The organism is Enterobacter sp. DN (assembly GCF_046054285.1).
Taxonomy (GTDB): domain Bacteria; phylum Pseudomonadota; class Gammaproteobacteria; order Enterobacterales; family Enterobacteriaceae; genus Enterobacter; species Enterobacter hormaechei_C.
Map to the genome: position 1 here is coordinate 48,182 of NZ_JBJJTG010000013.1, position 22,765 is coordinate 70,946.

20 protein-coding genes are annotated in these 22,765 nt (G+C 55.9%); 13 read left to right on the forward strand and 7 right to left on the reverse strand.

Annotated features, from left to right (window positions below):
- The first annotated feature begins 159 nt into the window (after window positions 1–159).
- The 3 genes from aphA to ACJTMZ_RS21190 all read left to right on the forward strand — a co-directional run bounded on the left by aphA (window position 160) and on the right by ACJTMZ_RS21190 (window position 1,758).
- A complete protein-coding gene (aphA, locus tag ACJTMZ_RS21180; RefSeq protein ID WP_015570184.1) occupies window positions 160–873 on the forward strand; it encodes an acid phosphatase AphA in 714 nt (237 codons plus the stop codon).
- Window positions 874–985: 112 nt separating this feature from the next.
- The gene (locus ACJTMZ_RS21185) at window positions 986–1,402 is read left to right on the forward strand and encodes a secondary thiamine-phosphate synthase enzyme YjbQ (RefSeq protein ID WP_017382627.1); all 417 of its coding nucleotides are present in this window, start codon (window positions 986–988) and stop codon (window positions 1,400–1,402) included.
- 2 nt (window positions 1,403–1,404) lie between these two features.
- The gene (locus ACJTMZ_RS21190) at window positions 1,405–1,758 is read left to right on the forward strand and encodes an MmcQ/YjbR family DNA-binding protein (protein WP_032620552.1); all 354 of its coding nucleotides are present in this window, start codon (window positions 1,405–1,407) and stop codon (window positions 1,756–1,758) included.
- 3 nt (window positions 1,759–1,761) lie between these two features.
- Here the strand turns inward: ACJTMZ_RS21190 and uvrA are convergent, their stop codons facing one another.
- Entirely contained in the window at window positions 1,762–4,584 is a 2,823-nt protein-coding gene (gene uvrA, locus ACJTMZ_RS21195; RefSeq protein ID WP_015570187.1) for an excinuclease ABC subunit UvrA, read from the reverse strand.
- Between the two features lie 251 nt (window positions 4,585–4,835).
- Here uvrA and ssb1 point away from each other — a divergent pair, with 251 nt between their 5' ends.
- Window positions 4,836–5,366 carry a single-stranded DNA-binding protein SSB1 gene (gene ssb1, locus ACJTMZ_RS21200; protein ID WP_006177466.1) on the forward strand — a complete coding sequence of 177 codons (531 nt, stop codon included), beginning with the start codon at window positions 4,836–4,838 and terminating at the stop codon, window positions 5,364–5,366.
- Between the two features lie 61 nt (window positions 5,367–5,427).
- Here ssb1 and ACJTMZ_RS21205 read toward each other — a convergent pair whose 3' ends face one another.
- Complete coding sequence (locus ACJTMZ_RS21205; RefSeq protein WP_003860282.1) at window positions 5,428–5,709, reverse strand: YjcB family protein; 282 nt, start codon at window positions 5,707–5,709, stop codon at window positions 5,428–5,430.
- Window positions 5,710–6,153: 444 nt separating this feature from the next.
- Between ACJTMZ_RS21205 and ACJTMZ_RS21210 the strand changes: the two genes are divergently transcribed.
- Together ACJTMZ_RS21210 and ACJTMZ_RS21215 are read left to right on the forward strand one after the other, a co-directional pair.
- Window positions 6,154–7,554: a diguanylate cyclase gene (locus ACJTMZ_RS21210; protein WP_252011159.1), complete on the forward strand. Its 1,401-nt coding sequence runs from the start codon at window positions 6,154–6,156 to the stop codon at window positions 7,552–7,554.
- 265 nt (window positions 7,555–7,819) lie between these two features.
- Window positions 7,820–9,385 (forward strand): EAL domain-containing protein, encoded by a 1,566-nt coding sequence (locus tag ACJTMZ_RS21215; protein ID WP_039272016.1) that lies wholly within the window; start codon window positions 7,820–7,822, stop codon window positions 9,383–9,385.
- A 6-nt stretch (window positions 9,386–9,391) separates the two neighbouring features.
- Here ACJTMZ_RS21215 and soxS read toward each other — a convergent pair whose 3' ends face one another.
- A complete protein-coding gene (gene soxS / locus ACJTMZ_RS21220; protein WP_003860277.1) occupies window positions 9,392–9,718 on the reverse strand; it encodes a superoxide response transcriptional regulator SoxS in 327 nt (108 codons plus the stop codon).
- 98 nt (window positions 9,719–9,816) lie between these two features.
- Between soxS and soxR the strand changes: the two genes are divergently transcribed.
- The 4 genes from soxR (at window position 9,817) to ACJTMZ_RS21240 (ending at window position 14,749) form a co-directional block, all read left to right on the forward strand.
- On the forward strand, window positions 9,817–10,275 hold the full coding sequence (soxR, locus tag ACJTMZ_RS21225; RefSeq protein WP_003860275.1) for a redox-sensitive transcriptional activator SoxR: 459 nt from the start codon (window positions 9,817–9,819) through the stop codon (window positions 10,273–10,275).
- Between the two features lie 356 nt (window positions 10,276–10,631).
- Window positions 10,632–11,303: a glutathione S-transferase family protein gene (locus ACJTMZ_RS21230; protein WP_017694715.1), complete on the forward strand. Its 672-nt coding sequence runs from the start codon at window positions 10,632–10,634 to the stop codon at window positions 11,301–11,303.
- Between the two features lie 297 nt (window positions 11,304–11,600).
- The gene (gene ghxP / locus ACJTMZ_RS21235) at window positions 11,601–12,950 is read left to right on the forward strand and encodes a guanine/hypoxanthine transporter GhxP (protein WP_408626974.1); all 1,350 of its coding nucleotides are present in this window, start codon (window positions 11,601–11,603) and stop codon (window positions 12,948–12,950) included.
- A gap of 152 nt (window positions 12,951–13,102) precedes the next feature.
- On the forward strand, window positions 13,103–14,749 hold the full coding sequence (locus ACJTMZ_RS21240) for a Na+/H+ antiporter (RefSeq protein ID WP_003860270.1): 1,647 nt from the start codon (window positions 13,103–13,105) through the stop codon (window positions 14,747–14,749).
- 75 nt (window positions 14,750–14,824) lie between these two features.
- Here the strand turns inward: ACJTMZ_RS21240 and ACJTMZ_RS21245 are convergent, their stop codons facing one another.
- Window positions 14,825–15,712: a LysR family transcriptional regulator gene (locus ACJTMZ_RS21245; RefSeq protein WP_022646759.1), complete on the reverse strand. Its 888-nt coding sequence runs from the start codon at window positions 15,710–15,712 to the stop codon at window positions 14,825–14,827.
- A gap of 102 nt (window positions 15,713–15,814) precedes the next feature.
- Here ACJTMZ_RS21245 and ACJTMZ_RS21250 point away from each other — a divergent pair, with 102 nt between their 5' ends.
- Both ACJTMZ_RS21250 and ACJTMZ_RS21255 read left to right on the forward strand, forming a co-directional pair.
- Window positions 15,815–16,225: a CidA/LrgA family protein gene (locus tag ACJTMZ_RS21250; RefSeq protein WP_017382632.1), complete on the forward strand. Its 411-nt coding sequence runs from the start codon at window positions 15,815–15,817 to the stop codon at window positions 16,223–16,225.
- Window positions 16,218–16,907 (forward strand): LrgB family protein, encoded by a 690-nt coding sequence (locus ACJTMZ_RS21255; protein WP_023295768.1) that lies wholly within the window; start codon window positions 16,218–16,220, stop codon window positions 16,905–16,907. The genes ACJTMZ_RS21250 and ACJTMZ_RS21255 overlap by 8 nt, the downstream gene beginning before the upstream one ends.
- Before the next feature lie 33 nt (window positions 16,908–16,940).
- Here the strand turns inward: ACJTMZ_RS21255 and actP are convergent, their stop codons facing one another.
- From actP to acs, 3 genes are all read right to left on the reverse strand, one after another.
- The gene (actP, locus tag ACJTMZ_RS21260) at window positions 16,941–18,590 is read right to left on the reverse strand and encodes a cation/acetate symporter ActP (RefSeq protein ID WP_017382634.1); all 1,650 of its coding nucleotides are present in this window, start codon (window positions 18,588–18,590) and stop codon (window positions 16,941–16,943) included.
- A complete protein-coding gene (locus ACJTMZ_RS21265) occupies window positions 18,587–18,901 on the reverse strand; it encodes a DUF485 domain-containing protein (protein ID WP_017382635.1) in 315 nt (104 codons plus the stop codon). The genes actP and ACJTMZ_RS21265 overlap by 4 nt, the downstream gene beginning before the upstream one ends.
- 128 nt (window positions 18,902–19,029) lie before the next feature.
- Window positions 19,030–20,988, reverse strand: a complete 1,959-nt coding sequence (acs, locus tag ACJTMZ_RS21270) for an acetate--CoA ligase (protein ID WP_015570198.1) — start codon at window positions 20,986–20,988, stop codon at window positions 19,030–19,032.
- A 423-nt stretch (window positions 20,989–21,411) separates the two neighbouring features.
- Between acs and gltP the strand changes: the two genes are divergently transcribed.
- A complete protein-coding gene (gene gltP / locus ACJTMZ_RS21275; RefSeq protein WP_015570199.1) occupies window positions 21,412–22,725 on the forward strand; it encodes a glutamate/aspartate:proton symporter GltP in 1,314 nt (437 codons plus the stop codon).
- Window positions 22,726–22,765: the final 40 nt, after the last annotated feature.

The window sequence follows — 22,765 nt, forward strand, 5'->3', positions numbered from 1 at the left end:
ACCTACACGTTTCTTCTGCGCTTTGTGATCGTCTTCTTTTTATTCAGCCCCATAAGTAAAAACTCCTTTCCTTCCCCTACCGCTGGGGTTATGGTCGGATAGTTTTTTGACCATCCGCTCAAAATAAAAAGATAACAAACTGAATATTCAGGGGAAAATATGCGCAAGATCACACTGGCGCTCAGCGCCGCCTGCTTATTGTTCTCGCTTAATAGCGCCGTTGTTGCACGGGCTTCTGCACCCACGCCGCTTTACACCGGCACTACCGCCGCCATTCTTGCCGAACAGGCCCCCATTCACTGGGTTTCAGTGGCACAAATCGAAAATAGCCTGACGGGTCGCCCGCCGATAGCCGTGGGCTTCGATATTGACGATACCGTTCTCTTCTCCAGCCCCGGTTTCTGGCGCGGCAAAAAAACGTACTCCCCGGACAGCGAAGCCTATCTGAAAAACCCGGAATTCTGGGAAAAGATGAACAACGGCTGGGATGAGTTCAGTATCCCGAAAGAGGTTGCCCGCGCGCTGATCGCCATGCACGTAAAGCGCGGCGACAGCATTTACTTCGTGACCGGACGTAGCCAGACCAAAACCGAAACCGTCTCGAAAACGCTACAGGATGATTTCCTGATCCCGGCGGCCAGCATGAACCCGGTCATTTTTGCCGGGGACCACGAAGGGCAAAACACCAAAACCCAGTGGCTGGAAAAGAAAAATATCAAAGTGTTCTACGGGGATTCAGATAACGACATCACCGCGGCGCAAGACGTGGGAGCCAGAGGCATCAGGGTGTTACGCGCCTCGAACTCCACCTACCGACCGCTGCCGATGGCCGGAAAATTTGGTGAAGAGGTGATCGTTAACTCTGAATACTGACGCATTAACGGCGGGGTGAATGCTTTTTTAAGCAAATCTCGCTGCGCGGGTTTTACCTTTCGCTTTCTTGCTGCACACTTAGAAAGATTCACCTTTCATAATGGAGCAGCACATGTGGTACCAACAGACCCTGACCTTAAGCGCTAAACCACGCGGATTTCACCTTGTGACGGACGAAGTCATCGGGCAAATCCGCGACCTGTCGCGCGTCAAAACGGGTTTACTGCATCTGCTGCTTCAGCACACGTCCGCCTCTCTCACGCTCAATGAAAATTGCGATCCCACCGTCCGGTCCGACATGGAGCACCATTTTCTGAAGAGCGTCCCGGATAACGCCCCGTATGAGCATGATTACGAGGGGGCGGACGATATGCCTTCGCACATCAAATCCTCTTTGCTGGGCGTCTCGCTGATGCTGCCGGTCCACAACGGACGGCTACAGCTGGGAACGTGGCAGGGGATCTGGCTGGGAGAACATCGCATTCACGGTGGTTCGCGTAAAATTATCGCAACGCTACAAGGGGAATAAAGATGACAATTTCGGAGATACTTCAGTACTGCATGAGCAAGCCGGGTGCGGAACAAAGCGTTCACAGCGACTGGAAAGCCACGCAGATCAAAGTGGGTGATGTGCTGTTCGCGATGGTGAAAGAGGTGGATGCGCGGCCTGCGGCATCACTGAAAACCAGTCCGGAACTGGCCGACTTACTGCGCCAGCAGCACGATGATGTCAGGCCAAGTAAGCATCTGAATAAAGCGCACTGGAGTACGGTGTTTCTCGACGGCTCGCTGCCAGATTCGCAAATTTACTACCTGGTGGATGCGTCGTATATACAGGCGGTTGAACTGCTGCCGGAAACGATCCGACAGCAGCTCTCCGTGTGACGATTACAGCAACGGTTTGAGGAAGCGCGCGGTGTGCGAGGCTTCGCACTCTGCAACGGTCTCTGGCGTACCGGAGACGAGGATTTCACCGCCGCCGCTGCCGCCTTCCGGGCCGAGATCGACAATCCAGTCAGCGGTTTTAATCACGTCCAGGTTGTGCTCAATCACCACGATGGTGTTGCCCTGATCGCGCAGCTGGTGCAGCACGTCCAGCAGCTGCTGGATATCCGCAAAGTGCAGGCCGGTGGTCGGCTCATCCAGAATATACAGCGTCTGACCGGTACCGCGTTTGGACAGCTCACGCGCCAGCTTCACGCGCTGCGCTTCACCGCCGGACAGCGTTGTCGCTGACTGCCCCAGACGAATATAGGTCAGACCCACATCCATCAGGGTTTGCAGCTTACGCGCCAGCGCAGGGACGGCGTCAAAGAACTCGCGCGCCTCTTCGATGGTCATATCCAGCACTTCGTGGATGGTCTTGCCTTTGTACTTAATCTCCAGCGTTTCACGGTTATAACGCTTACCTTTGCACTGGTCGCACGGCACGTAGATATCCGGCAGGAAGTGCATCTCAACCTTGATTACGCCGTCGCCCTGGCACGCTTCACAGCGGCCGCCGCGCACGTTAAAGCTGAAACGGCCTGGCGTATAGCCGCGTGAACGCGCTTCCGGCACGCCGGCAAAGAGTTCACGTACGGGCGTAAAGACGCCGGTATAGGTCGCCGGGTTGGAACGCGGCGTACGGCCAATCGGGCTCTGATCGATGTCGATAACCTTGTCGAAATGCTCCAGCCCCTGAATGTCGCGGTACGGCGCAGGCTCGGCCAGCGTCGCGCCGTTCAGCGCCGTCTGCGCAATCGGGAACAGCGTATCGTTGATCAGCGTCGATTTACCGGAACCGGACACGCCGGTGATGCAGGTAAACAGCCCGACAGGCAGTGTCAGGGTCACGTCCTTCAGGTTGTTGCCGCGCGCGCCGGTCAGCTTCAGCACTTTTTCCGGGTTCGCCGCCACGCGCTGTTTCGGCACTTCAATTTTGCGCTTGCCGCTCATGTACTGGCCGGTCAGCGATTCAGGCACCGCCATGATGTCTTTCAGCGTCCCTTCCGCGACCACCTGGCCGCCGTGTACGCCTGCGCCCGGGCCGATGTCGATCACGTGGTCCGCGGCGCGGATCGCATCTTCGTCGTGCTCGACCACGATTACCGTGTTGCCGAGGTTACGCAGGTGAACCAGCGTGCCGAGCAGGCGTTCGTTGTCGCGCTGGTGCAGGCCGATAGACGGCTCATCCAGCACGTACATCACGCCGACTAAGCCCGCGCCAATCTGGCTCGCCAGGCGGATACGCTGGGCTTCACCGCCGGACAGCGTTTCAGCCGAGCGGGAAAGCGTCAGGTAGTTCAGACCGACGTTCACGAGGAACTTGAGGCGATCGCCGATCTCTTTCAGCACTTTTTCAGCGATTTTCGCGCGCTGACCGGAGAGCTTCAGGTTGTTGAAGAAGTCCATCGCGTGGCCGATGCTCATGTCTGAGATGGTCGGCAGTGCCGTGTTTTCGACAAACACGTGACGCGCTTCGCGACGCAGACGTGTACCCTCGCAGGTGGCGCAGGAGCGGTTGCTGATGAACTTCGCCAGCTCCTCACGCACCGCGCTGGATTCGGTCTCTTTGTAGCGGCGCTCCATGTTGTGCAACACCCCTTCGAACGGGTGGCGACGCACGGAAGTGTCACCGCGATCGTTCATGTACTTGAACTCAATATTCTCTTTGCCGGAACCGAACAGGATCACTTTATGTACGTTCGCGCTCAGGCTGGCCCACGGGGCTTCAACGTCGAACTTATAGTGCTCAGCCAGCGATTTCAGCATCTGGAAGTAGTAAAAATTACGCTTATCCCAGCCGCGAATAGCGCCACCCGCCAGCGACAGTTCCGGGTTTTGGATCACACGGTCCGGGTCGAAATACTGCTGAACGCCCAGGCCGTCACAGGTCGGGCACGCGCCCGCCGGGTTGTTGAACGAGAACAGGCGCGGTTCCAGCTCGCGCATGCTGTAGCCGCAAATCGGGCAGGCAAAGTTGGCGGAGAAGAGCAGCTCTTCCGCTTTCGGGTCGTCCATATCGGAGACCACGGCCGTGCCGCCAGAGAGTTCCAGCGCCGTTTCAAAGGACTCCGCCAGACGCGTTGCCAGATCTTCACGTACCTTAAAGCGGTCAATCACCACTTCGATGGTGTGTTTCTTTTGCAGCTCCAGCTTTGGCGGATCGGACAGGTCACACACTTCGCCGTCGATACGGGCGCGGATATAGCCCTGGCTTGCCAGGTTCTCCAGCGTTTTGGTGTGCTCGCCCTTACGCTCTTTAATGATCGGCGCCAGCAGCATCAGGCGTTTGCCTTCCGGCTGCGACAGTACGTTATCCACCATCTGGCTGACGGTCTGGGCCGCCAGCGGGACGTCGTGGTCCGGGCAGCGCGGCTCGCCCACGCGCGCATACAGCAGACGCAGGTAGTCATGGATTTCGGTAATGGTACCGACCGTGGAGCGCGGGTTATGCGATGTGGATTTCTGCTCAATGGAGATAGCAGGGGACAACCCTTCAATGTGGTCGACATCCGGTTTTTCCATCAGCGACAGGAACTGACGCGCGTACGCCGAGAGCGATTCAACGTAACGACGCTGTCCTTCGGCATACAAAGTGTCGAAAGCCAGTGAGGATTTGCCAGACCCCGAAAGCCCGGTCACGACGATGAGTTTGTCGCGAGGGATTATGAGGTTGATATTCTTGAGATTATGGGTGCGGGCGCCCCGAACTTCGATCTTATCCATTCACCTTTCCCGGTTGGAACACGGATTGCCTGATTTGTTTGAAGGACAAACGGCTGTCAGAAACGGCTAATTATGACACAAAATGACCTGTTTGAATATACAGTATTGGAATGCATTTTCTGATTCACTGTGTAACAATGTCGAGTTCGCGGGAGAACTCTGGAACGTGCTACGCAACTATCAAAGTGCAGCATGGAAATGGTACACTCGCGCGTTTACACTATTAAGAAACGTATTCAGGAGACACGAACATGGCCAGCAGAGGCGTAAACAAGGTGATTCTCGTCGGTAATCTGGGCCAGGACCCGGAAGTACGCTACATGCCGAGTGGTGGCGCAGTTGCCAACATTACGCTGGCTACTTCCGAATCCTGGCGTGATAAAGCGACCGGAGAAATGAAAGAGCAGACCGAATGGCACCGCGTTGTGCTGTTTGGCAAACTGGCTGAAGTGGCCGGTGAGTATCTGCGTAAAGGTTCTCAGGTCTATATCGAAGGCCAGCTGCGTACCCGCAAATGGACCGACCAATCCGGCGCTGAGAAGTACACCACGGAAGTGGTGGTGAACGTGGGCGGCACCATGCAAATGCTGGGTGGCCGTCAGGGCGGTGGCGCACCGGCAGGTGGCGGTCAGAATCAGCAGCAGGGTGGTTGGGGTCAGCCTCAGCAGCCTCAGGGCGGCAACCAGTTCAGCGGCGGCGCGCAGTCCCGTCCGCAGCAGCAGTCTGCTCCGGCACCGTCTAACGAACCGCCAATGGATTTCGACGACGATATCCCGTTCTGATATCCAGACGCGTGAAAAACAAAAAACCCAGACAATGTCTGGGTTTTTTTATAACAGGCTATCAGGTAATCACCATCGGCCAGTCTGGCGGAGTGTGGCTCATGGCTTCAACCATCACCACTTTAATGTTTTCCCAGACGGCGGCAATGTCTACCAGCGTAATGCCAAGCAAACCTGTCGCGAACCAGCATGCGGCGCCCAACCCTAACAGGGTGCTAATCACAGCAAGACCTGCGTAGTCGGACTTTCGAAACTGAATGTTTAACGTGCTGGCCAGGAACATCAAAACCGCGCTCAACAACGGCCAGCGCAGGAGCACCATGCTGGTGGTAATGGTTGCCATAAAACCCATCCTCGACAAAACAGACGAACTGGAATGAAACAATGTTTCTCGTTACATAAGATGTGTGAACTATATCACATTTGCTGTTTTATTCGCCAGTATCCGCGTGAGGTAAAAGTGGGATTATTGCCGGGGAAAATATATCGTCGTCGCTCAGAGCGACGTCTGGTCGGAATTTTTATTTTTATTTCATCCAGATAGTAAAACCTTTGCAAAACGCCATCGGCTGTATAGCGTTTACAGCAGTATATCTATGGATTATGCTTGTGTGGAACAATAAATGTACCCGCAAAAATAATTCATCGCATTGAATTAATTGACTTTTTTTGGATTTTGTATTCTTTGTTTTACACTCAGCATGCTCTTTGATTTCGTGGTCTTATTCTTTTATTCAGATATGAATTATTGCGGTTGCTCTCTCGATTAATGACCTGCGAAAAGATAATGAAAGAAAAAAGACGCGAGATTATTAACGACAGCATGCAGGCGCTGCATGCCCTGGCGAAGCTGATGCCGCAACTCAACGCGCAGTGTTCGCCAGTTGAAATGCTGGAAATTATCAACAGCGCACTGGGGGCAAATCTCTCATGGGTCAGTGTCGAATCCGCAGACGGGCCGCGCGTGGTTTGTGCCGGCGACGTGACGTGTCACGCCTTTAACGTGGCGGATTTTCTTGCCAGCACCCTGTTGCAGCGGCATCAGCGCGCCTGGCGGGTGATCTACTGGAAAGAGCATATTGGCCGGGCGGTATTTTCCCCTCAGCACCCAGGCTATGCGCGGCTGCAAAGCGGCGTGCTGTGTAAATTCTCAGCGCATGGCAGACAGTGCAGTGGTTATTTCTTTTTGGCTTTTAATGAAAAACTGACCTCGTTGCCGATATTGAAAAATATCGTGGTGGTATTGGTTGAGAAGCTAAAAGATTATTTTGATGACATCATCGTGCGGGAAAAAACGGCGCAGGAAATGCAGCGCGTCGTCACGCAATATAAAACCTTATTTGAGCGTGCTCCGGTATTAATGAACGCCTTTGACAGGCATAACCGGTGTGTATTGTGGAATGCCGAATGCGAAAAAGTCTTTGGCTGGAGTATGACTGAAATCGGCGAGCATCCCGATCCGCTGGCCCTGTTTTACCCGGATCCTGAGGAGCGACAGCGCGTGCAGGAGTCGGTTCGTTTCGCACCACTTAAGGATATGTACGAATGGCACCCGGTGCGTAAAGACGGGACGCAGTTAACCATTCTCTGGTCAAACATCCTTTTGCCGGATAACTCCATTCTCAACATTGGCCTGGATATCACCGAACGTAAAAAAGCAGAACAGCAGCTGACCGTCAAAGCCACCACGGACGATCTGACGGGCTGTCTGAATCGCTCGACAATCTTACAGCGTCTCAAAATAGCGCTGGCAGCCAGTTCGCCGCAGGATGTCAGTAGCCACTTCTGTCTCCTGATGTTCGATCTCGATCATTTCAAGCAGATCAACGATCGGTGGGGACATCAGGTTGGCGATGCGGCATTGATCCACTTTTGCGACCGTATTCGCGAGGTGAGCCCGGCCGGGTCGGCGCTGGGACGGGTGGGGGGCGAAGAGTTTGTTCTTCTGCTGGCGCACACGGATGGTATGGCCGCTACGTTGCTCTCTTCCCGGCTGCGTGCCGCGCTGATCTCAAAACCGCTGCGTGTGGGCGATAAAACGCTGGTACTCTCTTTCAGCGCCGGGGTGGTTGAAGTCTGTCAGGGGCAACGGGATACTTCTGCCATACTGATGCGTGCCGATAAGGCATTATATGACGCCAAGCGTACGGGAAGAGGAAAAACGGTCCTGGCGTCTGATTATTTATAAATCAGCATAAGAACAAAGAGCAGGCTATTTCAGCCAGCGAATTTTCCACACCTGTCGCGGGTAATTATTTTCCTTATCAGAAACGAAATGAATACTTTTAGTTTGGCTTACGGGAAAATATTATCGGCATCACGAATTTTAGGATTTTTAATACCAAAAGTCAGTTGCTAACTTCCCATGATTCATGCAACGTAATCACCTGTTTATCAAAGCAGCCGGTCTTCATTGCTACAGGCGTACAACATGCAGGGATACAGAGCGGGAAATGAATCGTAGCGCGCTGCGCAACATGCTCAAAGTGGTCGGGATTATCATGGTAGTTATGCTGCCGGTGATGCTTGCGCTATGGTTTGCCCAGCTTAGAGCCGTGTCGGAAATCAGCGCCCAGCTGCGCACGTTTGCTGAACTTGCTTTAAACAAAACTGAACGGGTTATTCAACAGGTTGATCTGGCCCGGGAAGACGCGGAAAAATATCAGGGAAAAGTGTGTACGCCGGAGCATCGTCAATATATGTTGAACGTTTCCCGCGGTCGTCTTTTTGTTGCCGATTTAATTTATGCTGAAGGCCAGTCGTTTCTCTGCTCGACCCTTTTTACGCCGGATCATCCTTACACCATTCCCGCTGCCAATTACACACGTAAACCCGACGTTGCTATCTATTATTTTCGCGATACGCCATTTTTTGATGGTTATAAAATGATATATATGCAGCGCGGAAATTATGTCGCAGTGGTCAACCCGCTTTCGTACAGTGAGGTGATGTCAGACGATCGTTCCCTGTCGTGGGGGGTGTATGACACCGTCAGCAATGCATTCTTTTCTGTAAGCCAGAAAGCCAATATTTCTTTATTGCATTCGATGCTTCGACATCAGGAAACGACTTTTCAGAAAGGTGACCGTTTTTATACGATCGTGAAATCCGGGCAGCGGCCGATTGCGGCCATCGTTTCAACCTCCAGCGCCCGTTTTTATAAAACGCTTTATCATCAGGCCACCCTGACGCTACCGCTGGGGATAATTTGCAGCATTATTATTCTGCTGGTGTGGTCGCGTACACACCGTGAATTCAATTCGCCTGGCCGACTTCTGCACCGGGCGCTGAATAAACGCCAGCTGTGCGTCCATTATCAGCCCATTATTGATATTAAAAATAACCAGTGCGTGGGGGCAGAGGCGTTGTTGCGCTGGCCTGGATTCAACGGTCAGGTTATGAGCCCGGCGGAATTTATTCCCCTGGCAGAAAAAGAGGGGATGATTGAGCGCATTACGGATTACGTCGTGGAGGAGGTGTTCAGCGATCTGGGCCATTTTCTTGCCGCTCATCCCGGTCTGTATGTCTCGATTAACCTGTCGGCGTCGGATTTTCACTCTTCGCGTCTTATCGCCCTGATCTCCGACAAAGCCCGCTTTTACTCGGTTCGCGCGCAGCAAATCAAAATTGAGGTGACGGAGCGGGGGTTTATTGACGTGCCAAAAACCACGCCGGTCATTCAGGCGTTTCGCCAGGCGGGGTATGAAGTGGCGATTGATGATTTCGGAACCGGCTACTCTAACCTGCATAACCTCTATTCGCTGAACGTCGATATCCTGAAAATCGACAAATCCTTTATCGATACCTTAACCACCAACAGCACCAGCCACCTGATTGCCGAGCACATCATTGAGATGGCGCAAAGCCTGCGGCTGAAAACCATTGCGGAAGGGGTCGAGACGGGGGAGCAGGTGAGCTGGTTGCTGAAGCGTGGCGTGCAGTATTGTCAGGGATGGCACTTCGCGAAAGCGATGCCGCCCCAGGCATTTATGGCCTGGCAGCAGCAACCCTTGCGTTAACACGCATTAATTGAGCTGATGGCGGTAGTCGCTCGGCGTACGGTCAAACTCGCGGCGGAAGACGCGGGAAAAGGTCTGCTGCGACACATAGCCCAGATCCATTGCGATATCAAAAATGGGCCGCTGCGTTGAGCGTAACGCCTGCGCCGCCAGCAGGAGCCTGCGCTGGCGAATGTAATCACCCAGCGTTTGATGCATTACGGTGCGGAACATTCTCTGTAAATACCATTTCGAATAGCCCGACTTCTTAGCGACCACATCAATGTTCAACGGCTGGTCGATATGTTCATCAATCCATTCAATAAGTGTCTGAATAATTTGCTGATGCGACATAAGGTTACCCCTCTGTGGAGACATCTGTCCTGGTTGATTCGTCGTTTTCTCTGCGGGGGAGTATAATTCCTCAAGTTAACTTGAGGTAAAGAGGTTTTATGGAAAAGAGATTACCGCGCATCAAAGCGCTGTTAACCCCCGGTGAAGTGGCTAAGCGAAGCGGTGTGGCGGTGTCGGCGCTCCACTTCTATGAAAGCAAAGGGTTAATAAAAAGTATCCGTAACGCCGGAAACCAGCGGCGCTATACCCGCGATGTGCTCCGCTACGTGGCGATCATCAAAATTGCGCAACGTATCGGCATTCCTCTGGCCACCATCGGTGACGCGTTCGGCGTATTGCCGGAAGGGCACTCGCTGAGCGCGAAGGAGTGGAAGCAGCTGTCGTCCCAGTGGCGAGAAGAGCTGGATCGTCGTATTCACACGCTGGTGGCCCTGCGCGATGAGCTGGACGGCTGCATTGGTTGCGGGTGTTTATCACGCAGCGATTGTCCGCTGCGTAACCCGGGTGACAGGCTGGGCGAGCAGGGAACGGGGGCGCGGTTGCTGGAGGAGGATTGAGAGGTGTTTGCCGGATGGCGCTTCGCTTACCCGGCCTACGCTCTCGGTTTTGCAGGTCGGGTAAGGCGCAGCCGCCACCCGGCAACAAGCATAAAGAACTAAAGCGCCACTAAGGGCGCTTTAGTTTTTTCCGGTCTTTGTCTTTCTCTCTATCCCGCTGGCTCACGGGAGGGTTTCCCCCGACATCAGTACCCCTCGTGTCGAGCTTGTGGAGGAGGTTCCGGTTTGTACTGACACTTTAATTCTATGCCCGGCCGCCGTTTTTGCCACCGGAGACGGTGAGATTTTAGCCAAATTTTTTTCGTGAAGTTGTTCAGTTTTCTATAGTTAAAAAGTATGAATCACCGGAGAACATCATGCTAACGGTCCACCACCTTAATCAGTCTCGTTCACATCGCGTCCTCTGGGCGCTGGAAGAGCTGGGTCTGACGTATGAGATTGTGCGCTACCAGCGCGAGAAATCCATGCTTGCACCGGATTCGCTCAAAAAAGTGCATCCGCTGGGGAAATCCCCGGTACTGGAAGATAACGGACTGGTGCTGGCCGAATCAGGCGCGATTCTGGAATATCTTCAGGAAACGTACGATTCGGCGTCACGATTCAAACCGTTAGATCCCGCCCATAAAGTGCAGTATCGCTTCTGGCTGCATTACGCCGAAGGGTCTTTGATGCCGCTCCTGTTAATGAAGCTGGTGTTTAACAGCCTCGGCAAACCACCCGTCCCGTTTGGCCTGCGCACGCTGGGTAAGGCGCTGGGGCAGGGGGTGCAAAAAGCGTATCTCAACCGCCAGCTGGAAACGCATGCGCGCTTTATTAACGATCATCTTGCCGAAAACAGCTGGTTTGCCGGCGACACGCTGACCATGGCTGATATCCAGATGAGTTTTCCCCTCTTCGCCCTGCTGGCGAGAGGCGGCATCGACAATCTCGACCACATAGCGGCGTGGAAACAGAGAGTGGAGGCACGTCCGGGCTGGCAGACAACGCTTGCGAAAGGCGGCCCGCTGACAATCCCCGGCGAGGGATGAAATGTAACGAAATTGCGCATGGACGATAACGTTTGCGCATCCTCTGCTTAATTCTTCATCGCCATGAGGCAATTTTAGCGAAAAACGAGAAAGTTCAGTTGAAAAGGGCGGGTATTAGGCTAGATAATCGTTTGCCTACATTTGACCACCCGTTTTGTAAGCGCGGAGCTAAACGTTTGCTTTTTTTGTGACGCCCCTTTCGTCGCAAACGCAGCACAAGGATTTGACGTTTCGCTGGCAGTGGAGTCTCCACCACGCTTACGGACTTTCAATAAAAATTTTCAGGGGATGTTTTCTATGTCTACGCCATCTGCGCGTACCGGCGGTTCACTTGACGCCATGTTTAAAATTTCTGCTCGCGGCAGCACCGTGCGCCAGGAAGTTGTTGCCGGTCTGACCACGTTTCTGGCGATGGTGTACTCCGTCATCGTGGTGCCAGGCATGCTCGGCAAAGCGGGCTTCCCGCCAGCGGCGGTCTTCGTTGCCACCTGCCTGGTTGCGGGTGTGGGTTCGATTGTGATGGGCCTGTGGGCGAACCTGCCGCTGGCGATCGGGTGCGCCATCTCCCTGACCGCGTTCACCGCTTTCAGCCTGGTGCTGGGCCAGCATATCAGCGTCCCGGTAGCGCTCGGCGCCGTGTTCCTCATGGGCGTGCTGTTCACCGTAATTTCAGCAACCGGTATTCGTAGCTGGATTTTGCGCAACCTGCCGCAGGGCGTGGCGCACGGCACCGGCATCGGTATTGGCCTGTTCCTGCTGCTGATCGCTGCCAACGGCGTGGGTCTGGTCATCAAGAACCCGCTGGACGGCCTGCCGGTTGCGCTGGGTAACTTCGCGAGCTTCCCGGTGATCATGTCGCTGGTGGGTCTGGCGGTGATCATTGGCCTGGAAAAACTGAAAGTGCCGGGCGGCATTCTGCTGACCATTATCGGCGTGTCCATCGTCGGCCTAATCTTCGACCCGACCGTTCATTTCTCCGGGATTTTCGCCATGCCGTCGCTGAGCGATGACAAAGGTAACTCCCTGATTGGCAGCCTGGATATTGTGGGCGCGCTGAACCCGGTGATCCTGCCAAGCGTGCTGGCGCTGGTAATGACCGCGGTGTTTGACGCCACGGGCACCATCCGCGCGGTGGCCGGTCAGGCCAACCTGCTGGATAAAGACGGACAGATTATTGACGGCGGCAAAGCGCTGACCACCGACTCCCTGAGCAGCGTTTTCTCTGGCCTGGTAGGTGCGGCGCCTGCGGCGGTGTACATTGAGTCCGCAGCGGGTACGGCGGCAGGCGGTAAAACCGGCCTGACGGCCATCACCGCTGGCGTGCTGTTCCTGCTGATCCTGTTCCTCTCTCCGCTCTCTTATCTGGTGCCGGCTTACGCGACCGCACCTGCGCTGATGTACGTCGGCCTGCTGATGCTGAGCAACGTGGCGAAAATCGATTTCGCGGATTTTGTTGATGCCATGTCAGGCCTGATCACTGCGGTATTCATCGTGCTGACCTGTAACATCGTGACTGGCATTATGATCGGTTTCGCCTCGCTGGTGATTGGGCGTCTGGTCTCCGGTGAGTGGCGTAAGCTGAACATCGGTACCGTGGTCATCGCCGTTGCGCTGGTTGCGTTCTACGCGGGTGGCTGGGCCATCTGAATTGACTTTTTATGCGAAAACGGGTGGCTCAGGCCGCCCGTTTTTATTTTCAGGACTCATCCTGTTGCCTTTTACGTTACTCTGGAGAGGATAGAATAAGAGGCACGACGCCTCAGGTTTGGCATATAAGAAACACAGCAAACAGGGAACGCATGGAAATTTTCTTCACAATACTCATCATGACCCTTGTGGTCTCATTATCCGGGGTGGTTACACGCGTACTGCCCTTCCAGGTCCCCCTGCCTTTAATGCAAATAGCTATCGGTGCGCTGCTGGCGTGGCCGACGTTCGGTCTGCACGTGGAGTTCGATCCGGAACTGTTCCTCGTGCTGTTCATCCCGCCGCTGCTGTTTGCCGATGGCTGGAAAACGCCGACGCGCGAATTTCTGGAGCACGGGCGAGAGATCTTCGGCCTGGCGCTGGCGCTGGTGGTGGTCACCGTGGTCGGGATTGGTTTTCTGATCTACTGGGCCGTACCGGGGATCCCGCTCATACCCGCCTTTGCGCTGGCCGCCGTGCTGTCGCCTACCGACGCCGTGGCGCTGTCCGGCATTGTGGGCGAAGGGCGCATTCCAAAGAAAATCATGGGCATTTTGCAGGGCGAGGCGCTGATGAACGACGCCTCTGGCCTGGTCGCCCTGAAGTTTGCCGTGGCGGTTGCCATGGGCACCATGGTCTTTACCGTCGGCGGCGCGACCCTGGAATTCTTCAAGGTGGCGATTGGCGGTATCCTCGCGGGCTTCGTAGTGAGCTGGCTGTACGGACGCTCGCTGCGCTTCCTTAGCCGCTGGGGTGGTGATGAACCGGCGACGCAGATCGTCCTGCTGTTCCTGCTGCCGTTTGCCTCTTACCTGATTGCCGAACACATCGGCGTGTCGGGCATTCTGGCGGCGGTAGCCGCGGGGATGACCATCACCCGCTCCGGCGTTATGCGGCGCGCGCCGCTGGCGATGCGCCTGCGCGCGAACAGTACCTGGGCCATGCTCGAGTTTGTGTTTAACGGCATGGTGTTCCTGCTGTTGGGTCTGCAACTGCCGGGCATTATGGAATCCTCGCTGATTGCGGCCGAAGCGGATCCAAACGTTGAAGTCTGGATGCTGTTTACCGATATCGTGCTCATCTACCTTGCGCTGATGCTGGTGCGTTTCGGCTGGCTGTGGACGATGAAGAAATTCAGCGTTCGCTTCCTGACCAAAAAGCCGATGGAGTTCGGCTCGTGGACCACGCGCGAGCTGCTGATTGCCTCTTTCGCGGGCGTGCGCGGGGCGATCACCCTTGCTGGTGTGCTCTCCATTCCTCTGCTGCTGCCGACGGGTGACGTCTTCCCGGCGCGCTACGAGCTGGTGTTCCTGGCGGCGGGCGTGATCCTCTTCTCCCTGTTTGTCGGCGTGATTATGCTGCCGATTCTGCTGCAACATATTGACGCAGGGGACTCCTCGCAACAGCACAAAGAAGAGCGGATTGCCCGTGCGGCGACGGCGGAAGTGGCGATTGTCGCCATCGAGAAGATGGAGGAGCGTCTGGCCGCCGATGCCGAAGAGAACATTGATAACCAGCTGCTGAAGGAAGTCAGTTCACGCGTGATCGGTAATTTGCGTCGCCGTGCTGACGGACGTAACGACGTGGAAAGTTCGTTGCAGGAAGAGAACCTCGAACGCCGTTTCCGCCTGGCGGCGCTGCGCTCCGAGCGTGCCGAGCTGTATCACCTGCGCGCCACGCGGCAGATCAGCAACGAGACGCTGCAAAAGCTGCTGCACGATCTGGATCTGCTGGAAGCGTTGTTGATAGAGAATCAGTAGCGCTGTAATTGCCCGGTGGCGCTGCGCTTACCGGGCCTACGTGCTCGATCGGTTCCCTCTCCCTGTGGGAGAGGGTTAGGGTGAGGGTACCCAAAACCCCTCACAGCATTGCAACCACGCCTGCGCGCTGTGCGACAGATAGACCCCTTCACGCCAGATCATCCCCAGCTGCCAGTGCAGGTCGCTCTCCAGCGGGATCCAGCGCAGCGTATTTTTATCCAGCCGCTCGCAGATCGGCTGCGGCAGAATGGCAATCCCCACGCCCGCCTGTACCATCGCCGCCAGAAAATCCCACTGGCCGCTGCGCACCGCAATGCGCGGCTTCACGTTATGCTGGTTAAACAGCGCCATCAGCTGGCGGCTTAAGGCAAAATCTTCGTTGTAAATCAGCAGCGGGTGTTCGCCGAGCAGCTCGGGTTTTACTGACTCAATCTTCAGCCAGTCGCCGGAGCGCGGCACCAGCACGCACAGCGGGTGGCTGAACAGAGGCAGCGTCGCCAGGCCGCTTTCCTCCTCCACGGGAAGGGCCGTCATGGCCACGTCCAGTTCACCGTTCATCACCGCCTGCTGCACGGTCAGGCCGCCAAATTCAGAAATTTTTAGCTCAACGCCGGGATAGCGCTGACGAAACAGGCTTATCGGACCGGCCATCATCATGCCGACCATCGGCGGAATACCGAGCCGCAGCAGCCCTTTTGTCAGATGGTTGATGTCCCCAAGCTCGGCCTCCAGCTGGCGGAACTCCGCCAGAATTGCCAGCCCGCGCTCGAACACCACGCGACCGGTATCGGTCAGCAGCAGCTTGCGCCCGTCGCGGATCAGCAGGGTACAGTTCAGCTCATCTTCGAGGTTTTTCAGCATCTTGCTGATGGTTGGCTGGGTTACGAATAACTTCTCCGCTGCGCGGGTAAAACTTTGCTGGCGAACCACCTCGACAAAATAGCGCAGCGTTCTTATGTCCATGATTATTCCTCGAAACTATACCTTCGATGATTTTAATTCATTTCAGTCGATACCGTACGCTCACTATACTGGCGCCTCGTCTCATTTCTGAGGAAAACCCCCATGGCCGTGGCGTTAAGCCGTGTTACGCCTGCCGTTGTTCAACGACTCCAGGTACCGGTTCAGGTACTGCTTTACGCGGGACTGTTTGTTTTCGCGGAATATCTTGTCGACTGGCTGCATCTGCCTTTACCCGCCAACCTGGTGGGGATGGTGCTGTTGCTGACGCTGATCCTCTGTCGCGCGTTGCCCCTTAGCTGGGTGCGGGCCGGCGCACGCTGGTTGCTGGCGGAGATGCTGCTGTTCTTTGTGCCGGCCGTGGTGGCGGTGGTGAACTATGCCCAGCTGCTGATGGTCGACGGCTGGCGCATCTTTGCGGTTATCGCCCTGAGCACGATGATGGTGCTGGGCGCCACCGCCTGGGTGGTGGATAAAGTGTATCGCTTTGAAATCAGCAGGCAGAAGCATGACTAACTTTCAGATAAGCGTGCTGTGCCTGATTGCGACAGTCGTCATCTACTTTGCCAACAAGCGCCTGTATCGCCGCTTTCGCGCGCTGCCGCTGATGCCGCTGGTATTTACGCCGATCCTGCTGGTGCTGATGCTGGTCTTCGGCCATATCTCCTGGCAGAACTACATTGGCGAATCCCACTGGCTGCTGTGGCTGCTCGGCCCGGCGACCATTGCCTTCGCCGTACCCGTTTATGACAACCTCGCCATTATCAAACGCCACTGGATGTCGCTCAGCGCGGGCGTCGTCACCGCGACGGTGGTGGCGGTGTGCAGCTCGGTCTGGCTGGCGCGGCTGTTTACGCTGCCTGATGAAATCCAGCGCAGCCTGGCGGTGCGTTCGGTGACCACGCCGTTTGCGCTGGCAGCCGCCAAACCGCTCGGTGGCCAGCCGGATCTGGTGGCGCTGTTTGTGGTGGTGACAGGCGTCTTCGGCATGGCTGTGGGGGATGTGCTGTTTCTGCGGCTTTCCATTCGCGAAGGGATGGCGAAAGGGGCGGGGTTTGGCGCGGCGTCGCACGGGGCGGGGACGGCACGTTCGTATGAGCTGGGACAGCAGGAGGGCGTTGTTGCGAGCCTGGTGATGATGCTTTCGGGCGTCACGATGGTGCTGATTGCGCCGCTGGTGGCGTGGGTGATGTTTTAAGCTCCCCGGCCAGAGCGACCGGGGAGAAAAGGCTTAGTGCGCGCGGCCCTGCTCAACGCCCAGGCCGGTTTGCGAGCGGATAAACTGGGCGCGGAATTTTTCACGCTCCAGGTTACCCTCCGGTGAATTATCGGTGGCAGAGAAGATCCAGATCCCGATAAACGCCACGGCAATGGAGAACAGCGCCGGGTATTCATACGGGAAGATAGCGCTTTCGTGACCGAGGATCTGCACCCAGATGGTCGGGCCGAGGATCATCAGAATCACCGCCGTCAGCAGGCCCAGCCAGCCGCCGATCATCGCCCCACGGGTGGTCAGTTTTGACCAGTACATGGAGAGCAGAATGATCGGGAAGTTACAGCTTGCCGCAATCGAGAAGGCCAGCCCGACCATAAAGGCGATGTTCTGTTTCTCGAACAAAATCCCCAGCAGGATGGCGACGACGCCCAGCACCAGCACGGTGATTTTGGAGACTTTCAGCTCATCGCGCTCGCTTGCGCCTTTGCGGAAGACGTTGGCGTAGAGGTCATGCGAAACCGCCGACGCGCCGGCCAGCGTCAGCCCTGCAACCACCGCGAGGATGGTGGCAAAGGCCACGGCAGAGATAAAGCCGAGGAACAGGTTGCCGCCCACCGCGTCGGCCAGATGCACCGCCGCCATGTTGTTACCGCCGATAAGCGCGCCCGCCGCGTCTTTAAACGCCGGGTTTGCCCCCACCAGCATGATTGCGCCGAAGCCGATGATAAAGGTCAGAATGTAGAAGTAGCCCATAAACCCGGTAGCGTAGAACACGCTTTTACGCGCTTCACGCGCATCTGACACCGTGAAGAAACGCATCAGGATATGCGGCAGGCCAGCGGTACCGAACATCAGGCCGAGACCGAGCGAGAGCGCGGATATCGGATCTTTCACCAGCCCGCCCGGGCTCATGATCGCTTCCCCTTTCGGGTGGACCGCCATCGCTTCGGTAAACAGATTATTGAAGCTGAACCCGACGTGCTTCATCACCATAAAGGCCATAAAGCTGGCGCCGAACAGCAGCAGTACCGCTTTGATGATCTGTACCCAGGTGGTGGCCAGCATGCCGCCGAACAGGACGTACATCACCATCAGCACGCCGACCAGCACCACCGCGACGTGGTAGTTCAGGCCGAACAGCAGCTCGATCAGTTTGCCCGCGCCGACCATCTGGGCGATCAGATAGAGTGCCACCACCACCAGCGAACCGCAGGCGGAGAGGGTACGAATCGGCCCCTGCTTCAGGCGATAGGAAGCGACGTCAGCAAAGGTATAGCGTCCCAGGTTACGCAGGCGCTCGGCAATCAGGAACAGAATGATTGGCCAGCCCACCAGGAACCCGAGGGAGTAGATCAGGCCGTCATACCCTGAGGTATACACCAGCGCGGAGATCCCAAGGAACGAGGCGGCGGACATAAAGTCCCCCGCTATCGCCAGCCCGTTCTGGAAGCCGGTAATGTTGCCGCCCGCGGTGTAGTAATCGTTACGGGAGCGTACGCGTTTCGACGCCCAGTAGGTGATGTACAGCGTCAGCACCACGAAAATCAGGAACATGATAATCGCCTGCCAGTTGGTTGGCTGGCGCTGAACCTCGCCGGTAAGGGCATCTGCCGCATGGGCAGCAAAGGGAAGTGTGGCGGCTAGCGCCGTCAGGACTCGCTTCATGATGCTTTTACCTCGCGCAGAACTTCTCTGTTAAGACGATCGAATTCACCGTTCGCACGCCAGACGTACACACCCGTGAGCACAAACGAAATGATGATCACGCCAATCCCAATCGGAATACCGCGCGTGACGCTTGTACCCTCATGCAGCGGGGTGCCCAGCCAGTGCGGCGCAAAGGCGATCAGCAGAATAAAGCCGACGTAGATAATCAGCATGATGATGGAAAGGATGAAGGCAAACCGTTGCCGTTTTTCGACGAGCTCCCTGTAGTGCGCACTATTCTCTATCTGCTGACAAATATCGTTATTCATCACAGAGTCTCCAGAAGTAAGGTTGGTTTGTTTTTATCCCCTCTCCCCTGTGGGGAGAGGGTGAGGGGAGGAAGGTGCGGTCTGATGCCCTCACCCCGGCCCTCTCCCACGGGGAGAGGGAGAAAACACTAGGAAGGCATTGCGATGGCCTGCTTCTCTTCGAGCAGTTTGTCCACCACGCCAGGATCGGCCAGCGTTGAGGTATCACCGAGGTTACTGGTGTCGCCCGCCGCGATTTTGCGCAGGATACGGCGCATAATCTTGCCGGAACGGGTTTTCGGCAGCGAGTCGGTCCAGTGCAGCACGTCCGGCGTGGCAAGCGGGCCGATCTCTTTACGCACCCAGTTGCGCACCTCGGTATACAGCTCTGGCGACGGCTCTTCGCCGTGGTTCAGAGTGACGTAGGCGTAGATCGCCTGGCCTTTGATGTTGTGAGGAATGCCGACAACCGCCGCTTCGGCAATTTTCGGATGCGACACCAGCGCAGACTCAATCTCCGCCGTGCCCAGACGGTGGCCGGAGACGTTCAGCACGTCGTCCACGCGTCCGGTGATCCAGTAATAACCGTCTTCATCCCGGCGCGCGCCGTCGCCGCTGAAGTACATGTTTTTGAAGGTCGAGAAGTAGGTCTGCTCGAAGCGCTCATGGTCGCCGAACAGGGTACGCGCCTGGCCAGGCCAGGAATCGACGATCACCAGGTTGCCCTCGGTAGCGCCTTCCTGCGGATTGCCTTCGTTGTCCACCAGCGCAGGCTGCACGCCGAAGAACGGACGGGTGGCCGAACCGGCTTTCAGCTGCGTGGCACCCGGCATCGGGGTGATCATGAAGCCGCCGGTTTCGGTCTGCCACCAGGTATCCATCACCGGGCACTTCTCGTTGCCGATCTTCTTCCAGTACCACTCCCAGGCTTCGGGGTTGATCGGCTCGCCCACGGAGCCGAGGATACGCAGGGAAGAGCGGTCGGTCCCTTCGATGGCTTTATCGCCTTCCGCCATCAGCGCGCGGATCGCCGTTGGCGCGGTGTAGAGAATGTTGACCTGATGCTTATCAACCACCTGGCACATACGCGCCGGGGTCGGCCAGTTCGGTACGCCTTCAAACATCAGCGTCGTTGCGCCGCAGGCCAGCGGGCCGTACAGCAGGTAGCTATGACCGGTCACCCAGCCCACGTCGGCGGTACACCAGTAGATGTCGCCCGGATGGTAGTCGAAAACGTATTTAAAGGTGGTGGCCGCGTAAACCAGATAGCCGCCGGTGGTATGCAGCACGCCTTTCGGCTTACCGGTGGAGCCGGAGGTATAAAGAATAAACAGCGGATCTTCCGCGTTCATCTCTTCAGGCTGATGCTGGTCGCTCGCGTTTTCAATCAGATCGCTCCACCACAGGTCGCGCCCCTCGTGCCAGTCGATTTTGCCGCCCGTGCGTTTGAAGACAATGACGTTACTGATGGATTTCACGTTCGGGTTTTTCAGCGCTTCATCAACGTTTTTCTTCAGCGGAATACCGCGCCCGGCGCGCACGCCCTCGTCAGCGGTGATCACCAGCTTCGAATTTGAGTCGACAATACGCCCGGCAACCGCCTCCGGCGAGAAACCGCCGAAGATAACGGAGTGGATCGCACCGATGCGCGCGCAGGCCAGCATAGCCACGGCGGCTTCCGGCACCATTGGCATATAGATCGCCACCACATCGCCTTTTTTAATGCCCTGGGCCAGCAGCACGTTGGCAAAGCGGCACACGTCGCGATGAAGTTCTTTATACGAGATGTGTTTACTCTGAGAGGCATCGTCGCCTTCCCAGATGATGGCCGTTTCGTTGCCGCGTTCAGCAAGATGGCGGTCCAGGCAGTTCGCCGCCAGGTTCAGCGTGCCGTCTTCATACCATTTAATGGAGACGTTGCCCGGCGCGAAAGAGGTGTTCTTTACCTTCTGATAAGGTTTGATCCAGTCGAGGATGTGACCCTGCTCACCCCAGAACGCGTCAGGGCTGGAAACGGACTGCTGGTATTTCTCCTGGTATTGCTCCGGGCTTATCAGGCAACGGTCCGCAATGTTTGCGGGAATGTCGTGTTTGTGTATTTGGCTCATGGCTTTTTTTCTCCTTGTAAGATGTTAATAATATGTCGCAAAAACGTTAATAGTAGGGGCTTTACAAGCTTTGTTTAGTATTTGGGCGACAGATCACGCAATGTCTGAAGAGTATGAAAATTGAGCGAATGAAACTTTGAAGGGAAATAATTCACCTGAAGAATTATTCACTTTTTTGAAGTGAAAATATTTTGTATAACAAATGGTTATTTATGCGAATTGCTATAAATTGCCGTCAATGACACTTTTTGCAGTGAAATGCCTTGTTCTTTAAGGCTTGCGCAGCATGCCGTGCAAATGATACTCATACGGCGCGTTAAAAAATCCCATAAACCAACGCAACACAATTCATACCCTTTCAGTATGTCTCCATATTCATGCAGTTTTGATGGTACGGAGATTTCATTGAGGAAGTCAGTTTCTATGAAAAATTTGAAAGTCAGCCTGGCCTGGCAGATCCTGCTGGCCCTTGTGCTGGGCATCTTGCTGGGCAGTTACCTCCATTATCATAGCGACAGCCGCGAGTGGCTGATTGCGAACCTTCTCTCCCCTGCGGGCGATATCTTTATTCATCTGATCAAGATGATTGTTGTGCCGATTGTGATCTCGACGCTGGTGGTCGGTATCGCGGGTGTCGGTGATGCGAAACAGTTAGGCCGCATCGGCGTTAAAACTATTCTCTATTTCGAAGTGATCACCACGGTTGCCATCGTTCTTGGCATCACCCTGGCGAATGTGTTCCAGCCTGGTGCCGGGATCGATATGTCGCAGCTGGCGACGGTGGATATTTCGAAATACCAAAGCACAACCGCCGATGTGCAGAGCCATTCGCATGGACTGATGGGGACTATTCTCTCGCTGGTGCCGACCAACATTATCGCGTCCATGGCGAAGGGCGAGATGCTGCCGATCATCTTCTTCTCGGTACTCTTTGGTCTGGGGCTTTCTTCCCTGCCCGCGACGCACCGTGAACCGCTGGTCACCGTGTTCCGATCTGTCTCCGAAACCATGTTCAAAGTCACCCACATGGTGATGCGTTATGCGCCGGTCGGGGTATTCGCGCTGATTGCGGTAACCGTAGCGAACTTCGGCTTTGCCTCCCTGTGGCCGCTGGCGAAGCTGGTGATTCTGGTGCACTTCGCGATTCTGTTCTTCGCGCTGGTGGTGCTGGGCATTGTGGCGCGCCTGTGCGGGCTCAGCATCTGGATCCTGATCCGCATCCTGAAGGATGAGCTGATTCTGGCCTACTCCACGGCAAGTTCCGAGAGCGTACTGCCGCGTATCATTGAGAAGATGGAGGCCTACGGTGCGCCGGCGTCCATTACCAGCTTCGTGGTGCCAACGGGCTACTCCTTCAACCTGGATGGTTCGACGCTGTATCAGAGTATTGCGGCAATCTTTATCGCGCAGCTGTACGGCATTGACCTGTCGCTGTGGCAGGAGATCGTGCTGGTTCTGACGCTGATGGTGACTTCAAAAGGCATCGCAGGCGTGCCGGGCGTTTCCTTCGTGGTGCTGCTGGCGACGCTGGGCAGCGTCGGTATTCCGCTGGAAGGCCTGGCGTTTATTGCCGGTGTGGACCGTATCCTCGACATGGCGCGTACTGCGCTGAACGTGGTGGGTAATGCGCTGGCGGTGCTGGTAATCTCCAAGTGGGAACACAAGTTCGACCGTAAAAAAGCGCTGGCGTATGAACGCGAGGTGCTGGGTCGTTTTGATAAAACGGCTGACCAGTAACATTCTAAGCCCGGTGGCGCTGCGCTTACCGGGCCTACAG

Bases quoted from the DNA above. Each gene is read 5' to 3' on its own strand.
- aphA (WP_015570184.1), top strand. From the start codon at position 160: ATGCGCAAGATCACACTGGCGCTCAGCGCCGCCTGCTTATTGTTCTCG.
- ACJTMZ_RS21185 (WP_017382627.1), top strand. From the start codon at position 986: ATGTGGTACCAACAGACCCTGACCTTAAGCGCTAAACCACGCGGATTT.
- ACJTMZ_RS21190 (WP_032620552.1), top strand. From the start codon at position 1,405: ATGACAATTTCGGAGATACTTCAGTACTGCATGAGCAAGCCGGGTGCG.
- uvrA (WP_015570187.1), bottom strand. From the start codon at position 4,584: ATGGATAAGATCGAAGTTCGGGGCGCCCGCACCCATAATCTCAAGAAT.
- ssb1 (WP_006177466.1), top strand. From the start codon at position 4,836: ATGGCCAGCAGAGGCGTAAACAAGGTGATTCTCGTCGGTAATCTGGGC.
- ACJTMZ_RS21205 (WP_003860282.1), bottom strand. From the start codon at position 5,709: ATGGCAACCATTACCACCAGCATGGTGCTCCTGCGCTGGCCGTTGTTG.
- ACJTMZ_RS21210 (WP_252011159.1), top strand. From the start codon at position 6,154: ATGAAAGAAAAAAGACGCGAGATTATTAACGACAGCATGCAGGCGCTG.
- ACJTMZ_RS21215 (WP_039272016.1), top strand. From the start codon at position 7,820: ATGAATCGTAGCGCGCTGCGCAACATGCTCAAAGTGGTCGGGATTATC.
- soxS (WP_003860277.1), bottom strand. From the start codon at position 9,718: ATGTCGCATCAGCAAATTATTCAGACACTTATTGAATGGATTGATGAA.
- soxR (WP_003860275.1), top strand. From the start codon at position 9,817: ATGGAAAAGAGATTACCGCGCATCAAAGCGCTGTTAACCCCCGGTGAA.
- ACJTMZ_RS21230 (WP_017694715.1), top strand. From the start codon at position 10,632: ATGCTAACGGTCCACCACCTTAATCAGTCTCGTTCACATCGCGTCCTC.
- ghxP (WP_408626974.1), top strand. From the start codon at position 11,601: ATGTCTACGCCATCTGCGCGTACCGGCGGTTCACTTGACGCCATGTTT.
- ACJTMZ_RS21240 (WP_003860270.1), top strand. From the start codon at position 13,103: ATGGAAATTTTCTTCACAATACTCATCATGACCCTTGTGGTCTCATTA.
- ACJTMZ_RS21245 (WP_022646759.1), bottom strand. From the start codon at position 15,712: ATGGACATAAGAACGCTGCGCTATTTTGTCGAGGTGGTTCGCCAGCAA.
- ACJTMZ_RS21250 (WP_017382632.1), top strand. From the start codon at position 15,815: ATGGCCGTGGCGTTAAGCCGTGTTACGCCTGCCGTTGTTCAACGACTC.
- ACJTMZ_RS21255 (WP_023295768.1), top strand. From the start codon at position 16,218: ATGACTAACTTTCAGATAAGCGTGCTGTGCCTGATTGCGACAGTCGTC.
- actP (WP_017382634.1), bottom strand. From the start codon at position 18,590: ATGAAGCGAGTCCTGACGGCGCTAGCCGCCACACTTCCCTTTGCTGCC.
- ACJTMZ_RS21265 (WP_017382635.1), bottom strand. From the start codon at position 18,901: ATGAATAACGATATTTGTCAGCAGATAGAGAATAGTGCGCACTACAGG.
- acs (WP_015570198.1), bottom strand. From the start codon at position 20,988: ATGAGCCAAATACACAAACACGACATTCCCGCAAACATTGCGGACCGT.
- gltP (WP_015570199.1), top strand. From the start codon at position 21,412: ATGAAAAATTTGAAAGTCAGCCTGGCCTGGCAGATCCTGCTGGCCCTT.